1 protein-coding gene and 1 pseudogene are annotated in these 1,860 nt (G+C 68.3%); one reads left to right on the forward strand and one right to left on the reverse strand.

From position 1 onward, the window contains the following. Window positions 1–102 precede the first annotated feature (102 nt). Window positions 103–1,305, reverse strand: a complete 1,203-nt coding sequence (locus tag ACFYOH_RS44740) for an IS110 family transposase (RefSeq protein ID WP_388638106.1) — start codon at window positions 1,303–1,305, stop codon at window positions 103–105. A 365-nt stretch (window positions 1,306–1,670) separates the two neighbouring features. Here ACFYOH_RS44740 and ACFYOH_RS44745 point away from each other — a divergent pair. Continuing rightward, window positions 1,671–1,860, forward strand: a pseudogene (locus tag ACFYOH_RS44745) (IS110 family transposase); the annotation flags it as partial.

Consider the following 1,860-nt stretch of genomic DNA (forward strand, 5'->3'; position numbering starts at 1 on the left):
GTGGGGGCCACTTTTGTCACGAGTCACGACTACGACGAGGCGACCGACGTCAACCCTGCCAGCCGGTCCCGGACCAGCCAGATGAAGACTCACAGTCTTTCGTCAAGCGAGGCGTGGGGTTCGGGGTTCGTAGAAGGTTCCGTCGCGGAGCATCGCGAACAGCACGTTGATCCGCTGGCGGGCCAGGCGGAGAAGTGCCTGGGTGTGGGTTTTTCCGCGGGCCCGGCATCGGTCGTAGTAGGTGCGGGAGGCGGGATCGTGCAGGGCAGCGAAGGCGGAGAGGAACATCGCGCGCTTGAGCTGCCGGTTGCCGCCTCGGGGTGCATGTTCTCCATGGATCGAGGTCCCGGACGACTTGGTCGTCGGGGCCAGGCCGGCGTAGGAGGCCAGGTGAGCGGCGGTGGGGAAGCTGGTGCCGTCGCCGACGGTGACCAGCAAGGTGGCGGCGGTCCTAACCGCGACCCCCGGAAGCGAGGTCAGGACCGCGGAAAGAGGGTGAGCCTCCAGCAGCTGTCCGATCTGCGCCTCCAGGGCTCGTCGCTGTTCGTGGACGGCCGCGAGCGAGCGGGCCAGGGAGGGGATCACGACGTCGAGGGTGCCGGTGCCCGGGACCACGACGGTCTGCTCGTCGAGCGCGTCGAAGACCTCGTCGATCAGCCGCTGGGCCATGCGCGGGGCCTTGGGCCGGATCACCTCGACGAGCTTGCGGCGACCAGCCTTTCGCAGGGCGGCCGGGGATCCGTAGCGTTCCAGGAGCCAGGTCACCGCGGGGTGGTCCAGGCGCGGTCCGAGGACGCGTTCCAGGCTGGGGTGGAACTGGGTGAGCAGGCCGCGTATGCGGTTCGAGGTGCGGGTGGCCTCGGCTGCGAGGTCCTGGTCGAAGCCGACCAGCACGGTCAGTTCGGCGGTGATCTCGTCGGTCAGTTCCAACGAGCGCAGGGTGTGCGGCATCGTCCTCGCTGCGTCGGCGATCACGGCCGCGTCGCGGGCGTCGGTCTTCGCCTCGCCCGGGTAGAGATCGGCGATCCGTCGCATGGACAAGCCGGGCAGGTAGGCGACCTTGCAGCCGGCGTCCCGGGCGACGGTCAGGGGCAGGGCTCCGATGGAGGCGGGCTGGTCCACGATCACCAGTACGGTGCCGAACTTTGCGGCCAGCTTGTCGAAGACGGCCCGCAGCTTCGGCTCGCTGTTGGGCAGCTGCTTGTCGAAGACTTTCTTGCCGGCCGGGGTGAGTCCGTGCCCGTGATGGGCGCTCTTGCCGACGTCCAGACCGAGGAAGACGCCCACGTCGTCGATGTCGTCCAACCCATCCTCCCGAGCAGGGTTTGTGCGGTGCTGGCCAGGGCGTTGGCGTCGTATGTGCGCATCCACGTTATGCAGACCTGCCGCCCGCAAGCGGCCGGGCATTGCGCCAGGCTGGGCGGTAGTCGGACCTCTGACTTGTTGAATCGGACCCAGACGCACGGTCTGCAGCCGTAGCGTCCAGGGTGCCGACCGGCACGGGCTCGCGTGACCTCATGCCGCCCCAACTGGGGCTGGCTCATGATGAGTTTGCCGCCGCCGGTCGGCACCCGCGCGGTGTGGCTCGACAGAGGCGTGACCAATGGACGCTGAGACTTCAAGTCAGAGTGCCCACCGCACCCACCCCATCCCGCTCAACATGGTCAAGGGTGCACGTGATCACCATCGGTATCGATCCTCACAAGTCCTCCCACACCGCCGTCGCCGTCGACGCCGCCGGACACCAGCTCGCCCAGCGGCGTTTCGTAGTCAACGCCGGGACCGCCCGGCAGCTGATGCGCTGGTGCGAGAAGTGGCCAGAGCGCCGCTTCGCCGTCGAAGGCGCCAAAGGACTCGGCC

Source organism: Streptomyces sp. NPDC007856 (assembly GCF_042868225.1).
Taxonomy (GTDB): Bacteria; Actinomycetota; Actinomycetes; order Streptomycetales; family Streptomycetaceae; genus Streptomyces.